Genomic DNA, 18,177 nt, shown 5'->3' with positions numbered 1-18,177 from the left:
CCGACTCCGCCGACGACTGCCCAGCGTCCGGCGAACCGGCCCGCTCGGTCGGACGGGCGCACCGGCCGGTGGGCCGAGGGGGCCACCCGGTCGTTTTCTCCGCAGGCCATCCACACAGATCCGCCACGGAGCGGGCACCGGACCGGACGGCGGATCATCGGCCTCGCGATCGGCGTCGTCCTCCTGGTGGCCGTCTGCGCCCTGAGCCTGTTCGTCGGGTCGGCGTCACTCGGGCCCGGCGAGGTGATGTCGGCGTTGACGGGTAAGGCCGACCCGATCATCCACTCGACCGTTGTGGAGATGCGACTGCCCAGGGCTCTCCTCGGGGTCCTGGTGGGCGCGGCGCTCGGCGTGGCGGGCGCACTCGCCCAGGCTCTGACCCGGAACCCCCTCGCGGACCCGGGGATTCTCGGCGTCAACGCCGGTGCGGGGCTCGCGGTGGCGGTGGCCGTGGCGTTCTTCGGGATCACCTCGATCAGTGGCTACGTGTGGTTCGCGTTCGCCGGTGCGCTGCTGTCGTTCGTGCTCGTCTATACGATCGCTCTGCGCGGGCCACACGGAGCGACGCCGGTGCGCCTCACCCTGATCGGGGTGGCCCTGACAGCCGTGTGCACCGGCATCACCCAGTCACTCGAACTGGTGCTTCCCCGTGTCTTCGACCAGATGCGGTTCTGGGGTGTCGGGAGTATCGCCGACCGGCCCGAGGGGACCGTCGCGTTCGTCGCCCCGTTCATCGTGGTGGGGCTCGTGGTGGCCATGCTGACCGGGCGTGCGGTCAACGCCATCGCGCTCGGCGACGACCGGGCCCGTGCACTGGGGGTGCCGATCGGCCTCGTACGGGGCACCTCGGCCCTGGCGATCACGGTGCTGTGTGGCGCCGCCACAGCGGCCGCCGGGCCGATCGCGTTCGTGGGACTGATGATCCCGCACGCGGTTCGGCTGGTCACCGGCCCGGACCATCGGTGGATCATGGCCTACTCGGTGGTGGCCGCCCCGATACTGCTCGTCGTCGCGGACATCATCGGACGCCTCGTGGCCTGGCCGGCAGAGTTGCGCGTGGGAATCGTCACCGCATTCCTGGGAGCCCCGGTGCTCATCCTGCTCGTCCGCCGGGCGGAACGGGGAGGAATGTGACCGGCGAGCGGGCCGCCCGGCTGGGCCGATTCAGCCGTATCGTGACGCCCGGTGACATCCGGGTCGCGGGTCTTGTCGTCGTCGTCCTCGTGGCGCTGGTCCTGGCCTCGCTCATGGTCGGGGACCAGTTGATCCCCCTCGATCGTGTCGTGCGGGCGTTCGGCCCCGAGGCCACCAGAGTGGACTCTATGGTCGTGGTGCAGTGGCGGGCGCCCCGCGCGTTCGCCGCCGCGGTGTTCGGCGCCTGCCTCGGGATCAGCGGCGCCGTCTTCCAGTCGCTGACGCGCAATCCGTTGGGGAGTCCCGACATCATCGGCCTCAACACCGGCGCATTCACCGGGGTCCTGGTGGTCATCAGTCTGGGCGGGATGGGTTACGCCGCGGTCTCCGCGGGCGCCGTGGTCGGGGGAGTGGCCGCGGCCGGATTGGTGTATCTGTTCGCCTACTCCTCCGGGCTCCAGGGATTCCGCCTGATCATCGTGGGGATCGCCGTCAGCGCGTTCCTCGGGTCGATCAACTCATGGCTGGTCGTCTCATCCGAACTCGACGTGGCGCTGCGGGCCGCGGTCTGGGGCGCGGGGTCCCTGAACGGCGTCCGATGGCCACAGCTGCTCGGAGCAGGCGCGCTGGCCCTGGCTCTCGTGGCGCTGGTCCCGTGGCTGGCCCGACGAATCGCCCAGCTCGAGTTGGGCGATGACGCCGCGAAGACGCGCGGGGTCCGGACAGAGCCGGTGAAGGCCGTCGCCGTCGTGGTGGGAGTAGCGCTGACCGCGCTGGTGACCGCGGTGACCGGGCCGATCGCGTTCATCTCGCTGGCCGCGCCGCAGATCGCGCGGCGGATCCGACGCCGGTCGGGTGGCTTCGACCCGGTCGGCGCAGCCCTCGTCGGAGCGGTCCTGCTCGCCGGGTCCGATCTGATCGCCCAGCACGCGATCCCCGCCGCCAGTGTGCCGGTCGGCGCGGTGACGGTCTGTCTGGGCGGGATCTATCTGGTGTACCTGCTGGTGCGGGAGAGTGACAGGAGTTGAGTGTGGAATCGGCACTGGAGGCGCGCGGGGTATCCGTGGCGTACCGGCGGGGCGAAAACGTGCTGTCCGAGGTCTCGGCGAGCGTGCCGGCCGGCGAGTTCACCGCGATCATCGGACCCAACGGATGCGGAAAGTCCACCCTGCTCAGGGTGTTCACGAGACTTCTCACCCCGTCGTCAGGTCAGGTCCTCCTCGGCGGTGAGGACCTCGCCCGCGTGCGTACGGCCGACGTCGCGCGCCGTTTGAGCCTGCTCCCCCAGGACTCGCCGATCCCGGACGGGATCCGGGTGGCCGAGCTGGTGCGGCGAGGTCGCTATCCGCACCAGACCCTGTTCGCCCAGTGGAGCGCCCGCGACGAGGAAGCGGTCACCACCGCCATGGAGCTGACCCACGTGGACGAACTGGCGGACCGACTCGTCGGCACCCTGTCGGGCGGGCAGCGCCAGCGCGTGTGGATCGCGCTGGCACTGGCACAGGATGCGCCCTGCCTGTTGTTGGACGAGCCGACGACCTTCCTGGACATCGCGCATCAGGTGGAGACGCTGCGCCTGCTCGACGATCTTCGCGCGCGGGGCCGGACGATCGTGGCGGTGTTGCACGAGCTGGGGAACGCCGCCAGGTTCGCGACGCATCTGATCGTGATGAAGGACGGGCGGGTGGTGGCGACCGGGCCTCCGGCCGAGCTCCTGACCGAGGAACTGGTGGGAGAGGTGTTCGGCCTGCGGTGCCGGGTGATTCCCGATCCGGACACCAGGGTGCCGGTCATCCTGCCGCGGTGAGACCGGGCCCTGCGCGGCGCTGATGCCCGGTCGGCGCCGCCTCCGACGGCTCAGGAGTCGCGAAGTCGCTCCAGGGCGCCGAGCACCACGTCGCGGTTGGTGGTCTGCCAGAACGGGGGCAGTGAGGCGCGGAGGTAGCCACCGTAGCGGGCGGTGACCAGCCTGGAGTCGAGTACGGCCACGACGCCCCGGTCCTCGGTACGACGGAGGAGGCGCCCGACGCCCTGCGCGAGCAGGAGGGCGGCGTGGTTACCGGCGACGGCGAGGAAGCCATTGCCACCGCGGGCCGCCACCGAGCGCTGCCGCGCCGACAGCAGCGGGTCGTCCGGGCGGGGGAACGGGATCCGGTCGATGACGACGAGCGACAGTGTCTTGCCGGGGACGTCGACCCCCTGCCAGAGCGAGAGCGTCCCGACCAGCGTGGTCTCCTCGTCCTCCGCGAACTGAGCGACGAGATTGGCCGTCGAGTCCTCGCCCTGGCACAGGACCGGGGTGTCCAACCGTTCGCGCAGGAGCTCGGCGGCGGCCTTGGCCGCCCGCATCGACGAGAACAGTCCCAGTGTGCGCCCACCGGCGGCGACGACGAGATCCACGAGTTCGTCCTCCGCGTCGGACGAGGTCCCGTCGCGGCCGGGGGCGGGCAGGTGCGCGGCCACGTAGAGGATGCCGTTGCGGCGGTAGTCGAACGGCGATCCGGCGTCCATGCCCGACCAGCGCAGTGCGGCGGCGTCCTCGTCGGACGGCGGCTCGAGGGAGACGGCCGTCGCCGGGTCCGGGCGCGCGGCGGAGGCGGGCGGCAGACCCCAGCTGGCGGCCAGCCCGTCGAACTTCCCACCCGTCGTGAGGGTGGCGGAGGTGAGGATCACCGTGGACTCGGCGAACAGGCGGGTACGCAGGAGTCCCGCCACGGTCAGCGGCGCGACCCGCAGGATGCGTCCGCGTCGGTCCTCCTGGCTCATCCAGACGATCTCCAGGCGTTCGGCCACGGGCTTGTCGTAGGACCCGAGCATGCGGTCGGCGGCCTCGGCGATCTCGTCGAGTGCCGCCAACGTCTTCTGTCGGTCCGAGGCCCCCTGCGGGTCGCCGGCCGCCTCCCCGGGCTTGGGGCCGGGCACCGCGCTGCGGCAGTTCTCCGCGGTGTGGCGGACGGCGGCCAGCGCCAGGTCCGCCCCCTCGGGAAGGATGTCCCAGCGCCCCTCGGGGCAGATCTCGAGTAGCCCGGCCAGGCCCTCGCCGGCGGCGACCATACGGTCCGCGGTCTGCTGGTCGACGAGCTTGGCGGCCCGGCGTGCGGCCTGGATGACGGCGGCGCCGGTGAGTTCCGCGGTGGAGACCCCGGTGACCCGGTCCGACAGTTCGTGGGCCTCGTCGATCACCACGGCGTCATGCTCCGGGAGCACCGACACGTCGGTCATGGCGTCGATCGCCAACAGCGCGTGGTTGGTCACCACCACGTCCGCGCGTCCGGCCTCCTGCCGGGCCTGCTCGGCGAAGCACTCGGAGAACTCGGGGCACAGCTGCCCCAGGCATTCGCGGCTCGTCACCGAGACCTGGCGCCACGCCGCGTCCGATACGCCGCGGGGCAGATCGTCCCGGTCGCCGGTGTCGGTCTCCTGCGCCCAGTCGTGCAGCCGCGCGATCTCCCGCCCGAGCCACGAGGACGGGCCGGTGTCGCGGGGCGAGGCCTGCCGCGGGGTGCGTGCGGCCGTGGACTCGCCGCCGAGAGGGAGATCGAACAGCTCCTCCGTCTCGATCTCCTCCGGGTCGGCCTCGTCGACCGGCCCGGTGCTCACGCGGTGGAGGCACAGGTAGTTGCCGCGGCCCTTGAGGATCGCGTGGGAGGGCGCCACGCCGAGCGACGGACGTAGTGCGGCGGCCAGGCGCGGTAGGTCCCGGTCCACGAGCTGGTTCTGCAGGGCGATCGTGGCGGTGGAGACGACGACGGTGCCGCCCGTCTCCACGGAGTGCCGCAGCGAGGGTACGAGATACGCCAGCGACTTACCCGTGCCGGTGCCGGCCTGCACGGCGAGATGCTCGCCGGTCGACAACGCGTTTCCCACCGCCTCGGCCATCATCAGCTGGCCGTCGCGTCGACTTCCGCCGAGACCCTCGACAGCGGTGTCGAGGAGCTCGGAGACGGAGGGAAGCGAGTCGGTCACGCGGTAACCCTAGCCGCCCGATCCGACACGAGGTCAGCGGCCGGTGGGCGCGGACGCGGTCGTCGTCGGTCCTGCCCTCGGGGGACGGGCGACCAGCGTTCTACGAGGGGGTGCCGTGCGGCGCGACGGTACGAACGGGGATGGCCGGATCCCCGGCACTGAGCGCGAGTCCCTCCCACGGCAGGCTCACCATCACGGCCGCGTGGTGGTCGCGGGACTGCTCGAGTGAGGGCAGATCCGGCACGGGCTCGCCGTCGCGGAGCATGGGGATCATCAGCTCGCGCTGCTCGAGACCGGGCTCGTCGGGCGCACTGCCGGACGCCGGGAAGAGCACTTCCTCGACCGCGGTACCCGAGGCCCGGTGGTACCGGACCGCGCGCTTGGCACCGGGCAGCGTCTCCTTGTGCGTGGAGCGTTTGGCCACCGGGATGCCGTCGACCTCCACCAGCTTGTAGACCATGCCCGCCGTCGAGGCGCCGGAGCCGGTCACCAGGCGCGTGCCGACGCCGTAGACGTCGACGGGCTCGGCGCGGAGCGCGGCGATCGCGTACTCGTCCAGGTCCCCGGAGACGACGATCTTCGTGCGCTGCGCCCCGAGGGCGTCCAGCTGGTCCCGCACCTGCCTGGCGAGCACGCCGAGGTCGCCGGAGTCGATCCGCACGCCCCCGAGTTCGGGGCCTGCCACCTCGACCGCGGTGGCCACGCCGGAAGTGATGTCGTAGGTGTCGACCAGCAGCGTCGTCCCCACCCCGAGGGTGGCGACCTGCGAGCGGAAGGCGGCCGCCTCGTCGGGGCCGTCGGGCCCGGTGTGGAGCAGCGTGAACGCGTGCGCCGAGGTGCCGGCGGAGGGGACACCGTGGCGCCGGGTGGCCTCGACATTGGAGGTGGAGTGGAAACCGGCGAGGTAGGAGGCGCGGGCCGCGGCCACGGCCGCCTCCTCGTGGGTGCGGCGTGAGCCCATCTCGATGATGCGGCGGCCGCGTGCGGCGGAACTCATCCGGGCGGCCGCGGCCGTGATCGCGCTGTCGTGGTTGAACACGGACAACACCAGGGTCTCGAGCACCACACACTCGGCGAAGCCGCCGCGGACACTGAGCACGGGGGAGCCGGGAAAGTAGAGCTCGCCTTCCCGGTAGCCGTCGATGTCGCCGCTGAACCGGAAGTCCCGGAGCCATCGGATGGTCCGCTCGTCGAGGGAGTCCGCGACCACCGCGACCTCCTCCTCGGTGAACCGGAAGTCGGCGAGCCGGTCGAGCAGACGGCCGGTGCCGCCGACGACGCCGTACCGGCGGCCCGCGGGCAGGCGGCGGGCGAACACCTCGAAGACGCAGGGCCGGTCGGCTGTGCCGTCGGCCAGTGCCGCGCTGATCATGGTGAGCTCGTACTTGTCCGTCAGCAGCGCGGTGGAGGGCCGCCCCGACCGGGGTTCGGAGGCGGGCGATGTCGTCGAGGTCACGCGGCCGACTCTACGTCGTGGCCGCGGGGGCGGGAATCCGTATCCTGGGATGCATGCACCCAGTGACGACACCGCTCGCGGCCGTCCGGAGCACCGTCCCGCACATGGCGATGCCTTCGGCGGTGCCCGTGGAGTCCACGGATACGGAGCTCGACGGCGGGATCGACACTCCCTGGCTCACCGTGGTCTGGGACGATCCGGTCAACCTCATGAGCTACGTGACGTTCGTCTTCCAGCGGGTGTTCGGTTACACCCGCGAGCACGCGCACGACCTGATGCTCAAGGTGCACAACGACGGCCGGGCGGTCGTGTCCTCCGGGGGTCGGGACAAGGTGGAGAACGACGTGCGGAAACTGCAAGAGGCCGGGCTGTGGGCCACCATGCAGCGGGAGGCGTGAGTCCGTGAAGGCCTGGCAGCGAAAGTCCTCCCTGGGCGGCCCCCGTATCAAGTCGGTGATGGAGAGCCACGAGGTGCAGATCCTGCACGCGCTGGTCTCCAACGTCGTGGACATGCTCGAGCAGCGCCGCGACTCGGCGCCGCGGGACGAGCTGGCCGAGCTCACGGGTATGCGCAGTGGGCATTCCGCACTGCCGGACCAGGCGCCGCTCGCGAGACTGCTGCCGGACTTCCACCGACCCGAGAAAGCGGACGGGCCGCAGGGACCGTCCGGGTCGGGGTCGGACGCCGGGGCCGTGGCGCGCGCCCACAACTCGGGCATGCGGATGATCCACGAGCCGGAGATCATCGACGCCAAGCTCGCGTCGGCGGCGGTGCTTCTGCGCTCGCTGCCGGCCCGCGGCGGAACCGTCTCGCTGACCATGGACCAGGCGCAGGCCTGGATGGGCTGTCTCAACGACGTTCGCCTGGGGTTGGGCGCGGTGCTGCTCGAGGCCGGCGACGCGGATGGCACCCCCGCGACCGATATCCCGGAGTTCGTGCCGGAGGACGATCCGCGCTCGGCGCAGCTGGACGTCTACCACTGGCTGACGTTCATGCAGGACTCCCTGTGCACCGCCCTGACCGGGGAATGAGGAGAACACCGTGTACCACGACCCCCGAGCCCCGATGACGCCCGGCGTCGGCGACCCGGCGCCCGCCAGGCAGGGCCCCCGGCGCGGGCCGGCGCTCATCCTGTTGTTCTGTTTCGTCGCCCTGATGTGGGTGGTCGAGGCGGCCGACCAGGTCCTCATCGCGGTAACCGGCAACCGGCAGGTCCTGGACGCCCACGGCGTGGAACCCCTGTCGACCGACGGCCTCCTGGGGATCCTCTTCCAGCCCCTGTTGCACGGTGACTGGGCGCACCTGATCGGCAACTCGGTAGCCCTCCTGATCCTCGGCTCGATCATCGCGATGTCCGGCGTCCGTCCGCTCATCAGCGTCACGCTCATCTCCTGGGTCGCCTCGGGCGTGGTGTCCTGGCTGCTCGGTGGCGTCGGCACCGTCCACATCGGCGCGTCCGGAATCGTGTTCGGCTACGTGGCGTACGTGATCCTCCGCGGCTTCTTCACCCGCAGGTTCCTGCACCTGGTGATCGGGGTGGTCATCGGGATCTTCTACGGCGTCGAGACCCTCGCCGGTCTGTCACCGATGCTCGAAGGCGTGTCGTGGCAGGGCCACCTCGGCGGCGCGATCGGCGGCCTGGTGTCGGCGTACGGGCTCAAGCGGGACCGCGGGTCGAAGCACCTCCCCGCCGGGCAGCGCGGGTGACGGGCCGGAGACTGGGCGCCTCGGTGACCTCCCGCGGCCGCGGCACGCCGGGCACGCCGCCGGACCGGAATGCGCCGATCGGGGTCTTCGACTCGGGGGCGGGCGGATTGACCGTGGCGCGCGCGATCATGGACCAGCTGCCCGACGAGTCGGTGGTCTACGTCGGCGACACCGCTCACGGGCCGTACGGGCCGTTGCCGATCGCGGAGGTCCGCGCGCACGCGCTGGCGATCGCCGACCAACTCGTCGAGCGGGGCGTCAAGGCGTTGGTGATCGCCTGCAACACGGCGTCGGCGGCCATGCTGCGTGATGCCCGCGAGCGCTACCCGGTGCCCGTGGTGGAGGTCATCCAGCCGGCGGCCCGCCGCGCGGTGGCCACCACGCGGTCGGGGAAGATCGGCGTGATCGCCACGCGGGCCACGGTCGCCTCCCGGGCCTACGACGACGCTGTCGCCGCCGCGGCCGGCATCGAACTCACGTCGGTGGCGTGCCCCAAGTTCGTGGAGTTCGTGGAGCGCGGCGTCACCAGCGGCCGCCAGGTTCTCGGCCTGGCCGAGGCCTACCTCGCCCCGATCCGCGACTCGGACGTCGACACCCTGGTGCTGGGCTGCACCCATTACCCGCTGCTGTCGGGCGTGGTTCAGCTGGCGGTGGGGGACAACGTCACTCTGGTCTCGAGCGCGGAGGAGACGGCCAAGGACGTGCTCCGGGTGCTCACCGCCGAGGACCTGTTACGACCGCACGATCAGGAGCATCCGGCGACGCGGGAGTTCCTCGTCACCGGCGATCCGGATGCCTTCCGCAGAGTGGCGTCGCGCTTCATCGGTCCCGGGCTGGTGGCGGTCGGGCGGACGGCGGTGGGTTGAGCCGTGTGGGACACGCGTCGCGGGTAGGGGCGCAGTCGGCACGACACGCGGCCCGGCGTGGCACGATGGTGCCCATGTTTCTGACAGTCCTCGGGTGCTCGGGAAGTATCGGCGGACCCACCTCGCCGGCGTCCGGGTACCTCGTGGAGGTCGAGGGCGTGGCCCCCGTGGTGATCGACATGGGGCCGGGGGTGTTGGGCGCGCTGCAGCGCCACGCCGTCCCCGAGGACGCCGCGATCCTTCTGTCGCATCTCCACGCCGATCACTGCCTGGACGTGCCGAGCCTGTTGGTGCTGCGCCGGTACGGGCCGCACTCGGCCACGGCCGGCAGGGTGCCGCTGGTCGGGCCGTCGGGGACGGCCTATCGGATCGGCGTGGCATCGGCGGAGGAACCCGGTGCGGTCGACGACCTGTCGGACACGTTCGAGGTGTCGACGTGGGATGTCACGCCCGAGCTGGAGTTCAAGGACGACGACGAGGTGGTCCTGCATGTGCGGGCCGGACGGGTGGACCATCCGCCCGAGTCGTACGGCCTACGCCTGACCTCGGCCGACGGTCGCGTGCTGGTCTACAGCGGTGACACGGCTTATGGCGAGTCGGTGGTCGAGCTCGCGGCCGGCGCCGACGTCCTGCTCTGCGAGGCGTCCTGGACGCACGAGGAGGGGCACCCGCCGGGCATCCATATGTCGGGAATCGAGGCGGGACGGGTCGCGGCGCGCGCCGGGGTCGGTCGGCTCGTGCTGACCCACATCCCGCCGTGGACGGATCCCGAAGCCATGCGTGCCGAGGCCGCGACCGAGTACTCCGGCGAGATCCTGCTCGCCGAGCCGGACCTTCGTCTGGAGATCTGAGGACCGGCGCAGGGGCCGTCGCCACGCGGTGTCGGGCGTCCGCCGCTAGGATCGGCGCTCGTGACCTCTTCGAACATCAGCAGAGCAGACGGGCGCGCGGACGGCGATCTGCGCGACGTGACCATCACGCGGGGCTTCACCTCGCATCCGGCGGGTTCGGTTCTCGTCACCTTCGGGCAGACCCGGGTGATGTGCACGGCCAGCGTCACCGAGGGGGTGCCGAGGTGGCGCAAGGGCTCGGGACTGGGCTGGCTCACCGCCGAGTACGCGATGCTGCCCGCGGCCACGCACGAACGTTCGGGCCGTGAGTCGGTGCGCGGCAAGGTCGGCGGCCGCACCCACGAGATCAGCCGCCTGGTGGGCCGGTCGTTGCGTGCCTGCATCGACCTGTCGGCGCTGGGGGAGAACACCATCGCGCTGGACTGTGACGTGCTCCAGGCCGATGGCGGTACCCGCACCGCGGCCATCACCGGCGCGTACGTCGCCCTGGCGGATGCGGTGACCTGGCTGCAGTCCAAGGGCGCGGTCACCGGCAATCCGCTCACCGGGGCGATCGCCGCGGTCAGCGTCGGCGTGGTCGACGGTCGCGTCCTGTGCGACCTCCCGTACGAGGAGGACTCGCGGGCCGGGGTGGACATGAACGTGGTCTGTACGGACGCGGGCGCGCTCGTCGAGGTGCAGGGCACGGCCGAGGGGGCCGCGTTCGGTCGCGACACGCTGAACGAGATGCTCGACTCGGCCCAGGCCGGTTGCGAGAAGCTGTTCGAGTTGCAGCGTCAGGCGCTGGCCGCGCCGTACCCGGGCGAGCTGCCCACGCCTCCCGGCGTGCCGGCGCGGCGGAAGTAGACGGTGACCGTGCGCCTGCTGGTCGCCAGCCGGAACGCCAAGAAGCTCGCCGAGCTGCGGCGGGTGCTGGACGCGGAGGGGATCGTCGGCATCGAGCCGGTGGGCCTGGACGAGGTCCCCGAGTTCGCGGAGGAACCCGAGGACGGCGCGACCTTCGGCGAGAACGCCCTCATCAAGGCGCGGTCGGGCGCGCGGGCCACGGGCCTGGCGTGTCTGGCCGACGACTCCGGTCTGGCCGTGGACGCGCTCAACGGTATGCCGGGCGTGCTCTCGGCGCGCTGGGCAGGCAGCCACGGCGACGATGCCGCGAACAACGCCCTGCTGCTGGGCCAGCTGACCGACGTGCCCGATGAGCGACGGGGAGCGGCGTTCGTCTCCGCCTGCGCGCTGGTCTGGCCGGGCGGGGTCCCCGGGTCGGGTTTCACATCCGGGCCGGACGGCGCCGAGATCGTGACGGAGGGGCGCTGGCAGGGTTCGGTCCTGCGCGCGCCGCGCGGGGAGGGCGGGTTCGGCTACGACCCGCTGTTCCAGCCCGAGGGATCGGACCGCGCCGCCGCCGAACTCACGCCGGCCGAGAAGGATGCGGCCTCGCATCGCGGCCGCGCGCTGCGTGCCCTGGCACCGGCACTGCGAGTGCTCGCCGAACAAGCCTGACCCGGCCGTTGCTCGGGCCTCAACCCGGCGATCGCCCGTCCCTCAACCCGGCGCTCGCCCGGCCCCACCCAGCCTCCACCCGGCACTCACTCACTCGTCCTCAGTCCCGCCTCCGCCAGCCCGTCCGCCGAGTGGTCGCACCGCCTCACGAAACGCCAAGACCAGGCCCGGCGCAGGCGGGATTCTCGACCACTCGCCGCGAGCCCGCGAGCCCGCGAGCCTGTGAGGTCGCGAACGCACGGCTCCACGACCCCGCGGCCCGCGAGGCGCGTCCGCCTAGCTGAAGGCGCGGAGCAGTTGCCCGGCGAGTTCCTGGCGGGTGAGGTAGAACTGCCGCTTGGTTACCTGGATGAACCGCCACCCCAGCGCTTCGAGACGATTCCGGCGCTCGACGTCCCTGGCATGTTGTCGAGGCTCGTAGTGGTGGTCGCCGTCGTACTCCACCGCGATCATGCGTTCCGGGTCCGCGAAGTCCAGACGATACGGAGTCCCCCGAACTTTGAACTGCGAGATGAGGTGGGTGATTTCCAGATCCACGAGGAACAATCTCAGTCGCGTCTCCATGGCGGACTGCGACTTCGGGTCGACCAACGTGCACCGGTCGAGTGCGATGCGCCGCCCCCTGAGTCCCGGGTACTGGTCGAGGAGCGAGGGCATCGCGAGCCGGGCATCGATTCCCGGACCCATGCGCCAGGCACCGTCGAGCGCGACTACTGCCTCGTCGCGGTCAAGGTTCCGGGCTAGATCGAACAGCGCCCATTCGGGAGAGGCGACCAGCAGAGGATTGCGATCTGCATCGAGAACGGTCTCGACCCGGTCGATCGGCACGTCGTAGCGGCGAGCGGTGATCCCCGGTCGTCGCACGCGCCGGAGACCGACGGCCAACTCGACGGGGTACTCGCGTGGTAGCCACGGGTGGCCGTGGATCGCGACCGCCAGCCACCCGGTCGCCACCGCGCAGGGGACCGCGACAGTCGCCGCGGCGAGGCGGGAGACCGGGGTCTGGCGCGTTTCTCGTGGCTCCCATACTCCGTGATGGGTACGTCGGTAGTGGTCGGTGGCGCGATGGGCGCCGAATTCGGAGAGCAGATGGCCGTAGCGTCGCGGCCCGCCGGGAGATGTGGTCACGCGTCGACCATCGCGCATCGTCCGATGAGGTCAGCAGATCTGTCCTGGCGAAACTTCTCGGTCTGTGGACACCGAGAGGCCCTGTGGAATGCGGGCGGCGACGCCGTCGACTACCCGGCCGGCCCGGGCATACGTCGACGACACGGTTCCGCCGAGTGGTCCCACCGCCTCACAAATCCCCAAGACGCGGCCCCGCGTCACCGTGATTACCGACCACTCGGCGGGATTTGCGACCACTCGACGGGGAGGCGGCAGCAGAACCGAGGAGACGACCACTGGTCGGGGAGGCGGCTGCAGAGCCGGCGAGGCGACTACTCGACGGGATTTGCGACCACTCGGCGGGAAGATCACAGCAGAGCCGGGGGAGGCGCGCGCGGGTGGCGCTACTCGGCGTGAGCGCTCGGGGCGAGAGCTTCAGACGGCGAACTCCTCGCGGACGTCCTTGGTGCGCTTGTGCTCGAACCAGAACGACAAGAACGGGATCGTGCCCGCCAGCGCCGTGGCCAGGGTCCGCGAGGCCTTCCACCGGGCCTTGATCGCCAGGTCGAGGGTCATGAACAGGTACAGGATGTAGAACACGCCGTGCGCCTGGCCGATGTAGGTGAACCAGTCCGGGGCGTCGCTCGAGCTCGCCAGGATCAGGTACTTGTAGATCATCTCGGCCGTGAGCACGAGCAGCCACACACCGGTGATCCAGGCCAGGATGCGGTAGCGCTTGAGCGCGCCGGAGATCTTGCCGTTCGGGTCCGGCTTGCGATCGTCGGTGGTCGCGGCAGTGGTGGCGGTCATGAAGCGGGCTTCTCCTGTGAACGATCGACGACGCCGTCCTGACGGGCCAGCTCGGCGAGATACGAGTTGTACGCGGCCAGGCCCTCGTCTCGGGGCCCGCTGTCCACCACGGGTCGGCGCGTGGGCAGCAGGTCGGACGGGATCTCCGTCATGACCGGGCCCCGACGGCCACCGCGCCCGCCCGATCCGGCACGAGAACCGGCTGCGGGTGGGTGGGAGCCTGCGGCGGGGTTGTCGTCGTCGTCCTCGTCGAGAGGGAACGAACCGACGGCGCCGGCGCCCGCGACGTCGTACCCGCCAGCGGCCCGGTCCTGCTCGTCGGCCTCGAGGCGCACGTACTTGTAATAGGCGTAGACCAGGAACCCGGCCAGAAACGGCCACATAAACGTGTAGCCGAGGTTCTGGACGGTCCCGGTGGCCTCCTGGTAACGGGCCAGCTGCCAGAACCCCATCCCCAGGCAGAAGATCGCACCCAGGACGACGAACGCGATCCACGACGGGCGGTGCCGGATTTTCGGCGGGGCCGAATCTCCGGAAGCGGAATCGCCTCCGGCCGCGCGGGGAGTCGGGTTGACGGACACGACTCCACGGTACCGCCGACCGCAGGCTAAACTCACCTCGCGGTACCCCCGGGTATCACGCGCCCGTGGCGGAATTGGCAGACGCGCTGGATTTAGGTTCCAGTATCTACGGATGTGGGAGTTCAAGTCTCCCCGGGCGCACCACACTGCGCCCCCGGGTCTAGGTCACCCAGGGCGCGAACGGCGCGACCGGGAAGCACTCGACCGGCGCCGTCTCACCGGGTTCCAGAGCGTTGAGGGCGTACCGCAGCGCGCGCTCGCTGTAGAGGGTCGAGACGTGCTCCGAGTGGTCGGCCTCGCATTCGTCCTGGAGGAGGATGTTGGTGACGCCCGGCCCGGCGTAGTACTGCCGGACGAACGGGGTCACGACCTCGTCGTATTCACTGATCACGGAGTACATCTCGACGCCCGGCACCCCGGCGGCCCCCTCCGGGTAGACCTGCCGTGCGATCTCCGAGTCGTACACCTGCTGGGTCAGACCGGGCGTGGTGTCCTCGATGCTGCCGTACACGTGCGGCCCGATCACCGGGATCAGAGAGCGCAGCCACACGAGCGTGCTGAGCGTGGTGCCCGTCGACGGCGAGATGCCGACCTTGGTGTGGACCTTCTCCGCCCCGCCGAGCTGTGTCAGGTAGTAGTCGGGCAGGAGGCCGCCGCCCTGGGAATGGCCCACGAGGTCGACCTCGTGGGCGCCCGTCGCGGCCAGCACGCGGTCGACCATGTCTGCGAGTGTGTGTGCGGCCTCCGGGATGTCGCCGACCGCCTGCGCGGGGAATCGCGGATCCGGGGTGACGTTGCCGTGGTTGAACGTGAACACGCAGTACCCGGCGTTGCTCAGCAGGGGAGCACCGGCCTGCCACGCCAGGGCCTGGGTGGTGAAGGTGGGGTTGACCAGGATCACGGGGCGCGGCCGCTCCGGGGTGGGGGTGCAGTCCCAGTTGTTCGCGCCTGGCGGCGGTGTGAGCGGGTCGAGCGCCGCGAGGACGCCGGCCTGGATCGAGAACGGCACCGGTAGCGGGCCCTCGGTCGGGTCGGCAGCGGCCGGAGATGCGATGGCGACGCCCAGGAGGACGGCCGAGACGGTGGCGATCGCCGCCTCCATCCGACGACGACGTCGTCCGTTCGCCGGACCCGTGCCCTCCTCGGGGGTGCGCTCTGTGGTCGTGTCGTCGGGGGCGGTCGTCGAGCTCATCGTCGGCCCTCCTCACTGCGCCAGAGGTGCTACTCGTGGCACGTTCAGCGAACGGTGGTGTGAGGTGGATCATATTCTCGCGCCGGGGAGTGACGGACGAATCGCCCCGACTGCCGTCCGGCCACGGTCAGCGGACCCGGGCGAAGACGGCTCCGCGAGACGACGCGACCCCGGCACCCCTGGCGGCGGGGTGTCGGGGCCGGGTCCGCTGTGGTCGTGGGTCGCGTCAGGCGTCGCGCGAGGTCACCGCGCGGGGCTCGTCGATCACGTCCGGGTGCGTGACGAAGTGCCAGATACTGAGCGCGAGACCTCCCCAGATCACGAGCAGGAACAGCACCATCATGATGATCGCCGTGGTGTCCATGGCTCAATCCTCCTTCGGGCGGTCGGTCGGGGGCGTGACGCGGGTGGCGCCGCCGTTGGCGGTGCCCGCTGAGGTGTCGGCCGAAGCGGCGACACCCGGGTCGAGTTCGTCCTGGTAGCTGAAGTCGCTGGGGTCGTCGTCGGTCGCCGGCGGGCCGTCGAGATGACGTGCCCCGCGCCAGGGCAGCAGCGACAGGATGACCGACAGCACGAGGATCGCGGCGATCATGCCCCAACCCCAGACCCCCAGAACGGCGGCGTCGTACCCCTCGTACGGCTCGGAGATGAGGCTCCGGATCTCGCCGAAGAGCGCGTAGGCCAGGACGATCGGGGTGATGACCGCCATGCAGATGATCCAGATCGGGCCGACCTTGAACGAGGACACCGAGTTCAGGTGGTCGCGCAGCGTCGGACCCAGGCGCAGGGCGAACATCACCACGATCAGGGCGATCAGCGCGATGCCGACGATCCCGATGCTGTTGGCGAACTTGTCCATGATGTCGAGGTTCTGTAGGCCGGTCTCGGTGGGCATGAGCAGGACCGAGACGACGGCCATGGGGACGCCCACGGCGAGGACGGCGGTGGTGCGTGAGACGCCCACCTTGTCCTGGAACGACGAGATCACCACTTCGACGATCGAGATCATCGAGGTCAGTCCGGCCAGAATGAGGCAGATGAAGAAGACGACGCCCCAGATCGGGCCGCCCGGCATCTGGGAGACGAGTGCGGGGAAGGCGATGAATGCCAGCCCCGGCCCGCCGCTGACGTCGTCCCAGCCGGCCCCAGCGGCAGACGAGACCAGGAAGCCGAGGGTGGCGAACACGCCGATGCCGGCCAGGACCTCGAACGCCGAGTTGGAGAAGCCCACCACGAGGCCGGAGCTGGTGAGGTTGGACTTGCGCTTGACGTACGAGGAGTAGGTGATCATGATGCCGAAGCCGACCGAGAGCGAGAAGAAGATCTGGCCGTACGCGGCGATCCACACCCCCGGGTCGGACAGCACGCCCCAGTTGGGCGTGAAGAAGGTGTTGAGGCCGTCCAGGGCGCCCTCGAGGAACAGCGAGCGGATCACCAGGGCGGCGAACAGGACCACCAGAAGCGGGATGAAGAACAACGCGGTCCGGCCGATGCCCTTCTGGACGCCGGCGATGAGGATTCCCAGTGTGACGACCCAGACCACGACCAGCACGGTCGTGATCAGCGGGACGAAGTCCAGGCCGAATCCGGATCCCGCCTGCAGGAACTCCTCGGCGAAGAACGAGGATGTCTCTTCGTAGGTTTCACCCCAGCGCATGTCGACGGAGAACCAGGCGTAGCAGGCCGCCCACGCGAGGATCACGCCGTAGTAGATGGCGATCACGAGAGCGACGAGGACCTGGATCCAGCCGACTGGCTCGGCGAACCTGTTCATTCGACGGAAACTCAACGGCGCGGAGCCGCGGAAGCGGTGTCCGATCGCGTAGTCGAAGAACAGTAGCGGGATGCCCGCGGACAGCAGGGCGACCAGATACGGGATGAGAAAGGCGCCGCCCCCGTTGTCGTACGCGACAAAGGGAAATCGCCAGATGTTGCCCAGGCCGACGGCCGAGCCGATCGCGGCGAACACGAATACGGAGCGCCCGGAGAACGCCTCCCGTTTTCTCGTACCGCCTGTGGTGGCGGGTGTGGACATGAGTTCCTCCTCGGCGGGGGTGGCGGCATTTCGGTGCCGTAGATCCCCTACTTCTAGTCCGGTAGTTGCTGATTGGTGACCATTTCGACGCAAGTCGGGTATCGAGTTCGACGCAAGTCGGGTATCGAGGCCACGTGACTGGTGGGATTAGAGTAGGCCCATGAGGCCTCCCCGTGGTGGACAGACGGCAAGACGCGCGGTTCTCGCCGCGGCGTTCGTCGTGACCACGGCCGGCGCTGCGGCTGTCGCCGCACCGGGCCCGGCTCTTCCCGGAGTGCCGATCGAGGTCTCCGCGCAGTCGGGGATCGACGTTGTCCCGCCGCCGGCGGAAGTGGTCCGGGAGACCGGTTCGTGGTTCGCGCACGGCTCGACTCTCGAGCTTCTGCCTGACGGCTCGGGCATGTTCGCGAGGTGGGTCGGCGCGTTCGACGGTGACCGGATCTCCCTGCGTCTCATCCCGGCGCCGGGAGAGGCGACCGTCGCGGAGATCGTCGGGATCGAGACCGTCGGGGAGGGCGCGCTCGCGCCCGGTGTCCGTCCGGGGATCGGCGGGCTCGTCACGATCTCGTTCGGAGAGGGCGTCCGAACCGCGCACGTCGAATGGTCGTCCGGCCCCGAGCGTCATTCGGCCGATCTCTGCCCCGCGGAGGGGCTCGACGCGGCGACGATGGAAGCACTGCGCTGCGGCGCCTGACGTCGATTCAACGTGACGCGTCGCCCTTGGCAACACGCCGTGAGGGTGGGGTGCACGCCTGAGCGACACGTAACGATTCGGTAACGGCGTTGAGCGGAAACCTGAGGGAGCCCTCACCTGTGGATATGAGGCAAGCGTCACGTCCCACTGTGGTGAGCGTCACCGCTCCGAGGGGGGTTCGGACCCGTCAAATGGTCGGGTGGAGGCTGTCAATCTGAGGGGCGCCTCAACTTTCTGTGGCAATCTGTGCGCTGCGCCGTTCCGGGACACCGTGACA

The 18,177-nt window shown here is 70.4% G+C and carries 19 protein-coding genes and 1 tRNA gene; 12 read left to right on the top strand and 8 right to left on the bottom strand.

The genetic code is table 11. The annotated features are described in order from the left end of the window. The first annotated feature begins 186 nt into the window (after nt 1-186). Genes ACWIFB_RS10725 through ACWIFB_RS10715 form a run of 3 tightly spaced genes read left to right on the top strand, consistent with a single transcriptional unit; the run spans nt 187 to nt 2,941 of the window. Complete coding sequence (locus ACWIFB_RS10725) at nt 187-1,134, top strand: FecCD family ABC transporter permease (RefSeq protein WP_454058231.1); 948 nt, start codon at nt 187-189, stop codon at nt 1,132-1,134. Further along, nucleotides 1,131-2,162 (top strand): FecCD family ABC transporter permease, encoded by a 1,032-nt coding sequence (locus tag ACWIFB_RS10720; RefSeq protein ID WP_454058230.1) that lies wholly within the window; start codon nt 1,131-1,133, stop codon nt 2,160-2,162. The genes ACWIFB_RS10725 and ACWIFB_RS10720 overlap by 4 nt, the downstream gene beginning before the upstream one ends. A 2-nt stretch (nt 2,163-2,164) precedes the next feature. Beyond that, entirely contained in the window at nt 2,165-2,941 is a 777-nt protein-coding gene (locus ACWIFB_RS10715) for an ABC transporter ATP-binding protein (protein ID WP_454058229.1), read from the top strand. A 50-nt stretch (nt 2,942-2,991) separates the two neighbouring features. Here ACWIFB_RS10715 and ACWIFB_RS10710 read toward each other — a convergent pair whose 3' ends face one another. Together ACWIFB_RS10710 and ACWIFB_RS10705 are read right to left on the bottom strand one after the other, a co-directional pair. Continuing rightward, the gene (locus ACWIFB_RS10710; RefSeq protein ID WP_454058228.1) at nt 2,992-5,100 is read right to left on the bottom strand and encodes an ATP-dependent DNA helicase; all 2,109 of its coding nucleotides are present in this window, start codon (nt 5,098-5,100) and stop codon (nt 2,992-2,994) included. Between the two features lie 100 nt (nt 5,101-5,200). Then, nucleotides 5,201-6,556: a nicotinate phosphoribosyltransferase gene (locus ACWIFB_RS10705; protein ID WP_452099288.1), complete on the bottom strand. Its 1,356-nt coding sequence runs from the start codon at nt 6,554-6,556 to the stop codon at nt 5,201-5,203. A 53-nt stretch (nt 6,557-6,609) separates the two neighbouring features. Here ACWIFB_RS10705 and clpS point away from each other — a divergent pair, with 53 nt between their 5' ends. From clpS to ACWIFB_RS10670, 7 genes are all read left to right on the top strand, one after another. Then, a complete protein-coding gene (gene clpS / locus ACWIFB_RS10700; protein ID WP_454058227.1) occupies nt 6,610-6,954 on the top strand; it encodes an ATP-dependent Clp protease adapter ClpS in 345 nt (114 codons plus the stop codon). 4 nt (nt 6,955-6,958) lie between these two features. Next, nucleotides 6,959-7,588, top strand: coding sequence for a DUF2017 domain-containing protein (locus ACWIFB_RS10695; protein ID WP_452099291.1), 630 nt, complete (start codon nt 6,959-6,961; stop codon nt 7,586-7,588). Nucleotides 7,589-7,598: 10 nt separating this feature from the next. Beyond that, entirely contained in the window at nt 7,599-8,264 is a 666-nt protein-coding gene (locus ACWIFB_RS10690) for a rhomboid family intramembrane serine protease (RefSeq protein ID WP_454058226.1), read from the top strand. Between the two features lie 23 nt (nt 8,265-8,287). Beyond that, on the top strand, nt 8,288-9,130 hold the full coding sequence (gene murI / locus ACWIFB_RS10685; protein WP_454058225.1) for a glutamate racemase: 843 nt from the start codon (nt 8,288-8,290) through the stop codon (nt 9,128-9,130). A gap of 74 nt (nt 9,131-9,204) precedes the next feature. Next, on the top strand, nt 9,205-9,981 hold the full coding sequence (locus ACWIFB_RS10680) for an MBL fold metallo-hydrolase (protein WP_454058224.1): 777 nt from the start codon (nt 9,205-9,207) through the stop codon (nt 9,979-9,981). Between the two features lie 60 nt (nt 9,982-10,041). Next, entirely contained in the window at nt 10,042-10,827 is a 786-nt protein-coding gene (gene rph, locus ACWIFB_RS10675) for a ribonuclease PH (protein WP_452099295.1), read from the top strand. A 3-nt stretch (nt 10,828-10,830) separates the two neighbouring features. Further along, nucleotides 10,831-11,481: a non-canonical purine NTP pyrophosphatase gene (locus tag ACWIFB_RS10670; protein WP_454058223.1), complete on the top strand. Its 651-nt coding sequence runs from the start codon at nt 10,831-10,833 to the stop codon at nt 11,479-11,481. Between the two features lie 276 nt (nt 11,482-11,757). Here ACWIFB_RS10670 and ACWIFB_RS10665 read toward each other — a convergent pair whose 3' ends face one another. The 3 genes from ACWIFB_RS10665 to ACWIFB_RS10655 all read right to left on the bottom strand — a co-directional run bounded on the left by ACWIFB_RS10665 (nt 11,758) and on the right by ACWIFB_RS10655 (nt 13,979). Then, nucleotides 11,758-12,609, bottom strand: a complete 852-nt coding sequence (locus ACWIFB_RS10665) for an endonuclease domain-containing protein (RefSeq protein ID WP_454058222.1) — start codon at nt 12,607-12,609, stop codon at nt 11,758-11,760. 414 nt (nt 12,610-13,023) lie between these two features. Continuing rightward, nucleotides 13,024-13,398 (bottom strand): DUF3817 domain-containing protein, encoded by a 375-nt coding sequence (locus tag ACWIFB_RS10660; protein ID WP_230930331.1) that lies wholly within the window; start codon nt 13,396-13,398, stop codon nt 13,024-13,026. Next, nucleotides 13,395-13,979 (bottom strand): hypothetical protein, encoded by a 585-nt coding sequence (locus ACWIFB_RS10655; protein ID WP_452099298.1) that lies wholly within the window; start codon nt 13,977-13,979, stop codon nt 13,395-13,397. The genes ACWIFB_RS10660 and ACWIFB_RS10655 overlap by 4 nt, the downstream gene beginning before the upstream one ends. Before the next feature lie 59 nt (nt 13,980-14,038). Between ACWIFB_RS10655 and ACWIFB_RS10650 the strand changes: the two genes are divergently transcribed. Next, nucleotides 14,039-14,123 (top strand) — tRNA-Leu (locus ACWIFB_RS10650). 16 nt (nt 14,124-14,139) lie between these two features. Here ACWIFB_RS10650 and ACWIFB_RS10645 read toward each other — a convergent pair. From ACWIFB_RS10645 to ACWIFB_RS10635, 3 genes are all read right to left on the bottom strand, one after another. Continuing rightward, nucleotides 14,140-15,171 (bottom strand): esterase/lipase family protein, encoded by a 1,032-nt coding sequence (locus ACWIFB_RS10645; protein ID WP_454058221.1) that lies wholly within the window; start codon nt 15,169-15,171, stop codon nt 14,140-14,142. A 226-nt stretch (nt 15,172-15,397) separates the two neighbouring features. Further along, nucleotides 15,398-15,535, bottom strand: a complete 138-nt coding sequence (locus ACWIFB_RS10640; protein ID WP_452099300.1) for a methionine/alanine import family NSS transporter small subunit — start codon at nt 15,533-15,535, stop codon at nt 15,398-15,400. Between the two features lie 3 nt (nt 15,536-15,538). After that, nucleotides 15,539-17,206 (bottom strand): sodium-dependent transporter, encoded by a 1,668-nt coding sequence (locus ACWIFB_RS10635; RefSeq protein ID WP_454058220.1) that lies wholly within the window; start codon nt 17,204-17,206, stop codon nt 15,539-15,541. A gap of 160 nt (nt 17,207-17,366) precedes the next feature. Here ACWIFB_RS10635 and ACWIFB_RS10630 point away from each other — a divergent pair, with 160 nt between their 5' ends. Then, nucleotides 17,367-17,900, top strand: coding sequence for a hypothetical protein (locus ACWIFB_RS10630; protein ID WP_452099302.1), 534 nt, complete (start codon nt 17,367-17,369; stop codon nt 17,898-17,900). The last annotated feature ends 277 nt before the right edge of the window (nt 17,901-18,177 follow it).

This window comes from Dietzia sp. NPDC055340 (genome assembly GCF_053645335.1).
This window is presented reverse-complemented; position numbering and strand designations above follow the sequence as displayed.